We start from the raw sequence: 407 nt of genomic DNA, 5'->3' as shown, positions 1-407 counted from the left end.
ACGCCTACAGTGGCGGTCTTCGAGGTCCAGGGGGCAGAGCTGACCACGGCCAATGTGTTCTGGGCAGTGAACCAGGACTCCTCTCCGATAAGCTTTCCTGTGGCGACTGCGGACATAGAGATAACCGATGGTGTGAACCCTCCAATAACCTTGGCATACGACAGCGTGAATTTCAACGACGTTATGTTCGACGTACCGTTCGGTACGTATGACTATACGATAACGACAGAGGGCTGCCGCGTGGCCACGGGCCAGGTGGTCGTTGACTGTGCGAACCTTGACCCGTTCAACCCGACGCCTACAGTGGCTGTGTTCACGGTACAGGGCGATGCGGTCGCCAACGTGTTCTGGCAGGTCAACCAGGACGGTTCCCCTGTTAGCTTTCCTGTTCCCACGGCAGAGATAAC

The 407-nt window shown here is 57.0% G+C and carries 1 protein-coding gene; it reads left to right on the top strand.

The window, feature by feature from the left end; genetic code table 11:
- A partial coding sequence (locus tag J4050_RS15235; protein ID WP_208155472.1) for a hypothetical protein occupies positions 1–407 on the top strand: 407 nt, incomplete at both ends.

The organism is Winogradskyella pelagia, from assembly GCF_017581965.1.
GTDB lineage: Bacteria > Bacteroidota > Bacteroidia > Flavobacteriales > Flavobacteriaceae > Winogradskyella > Winogradskyella pelagia.
The sequence above is the reverse complement of the archived record's forward strand: the minus strand, read 5'-3'. Positions and strand labels throughout refer to the sequence as shown.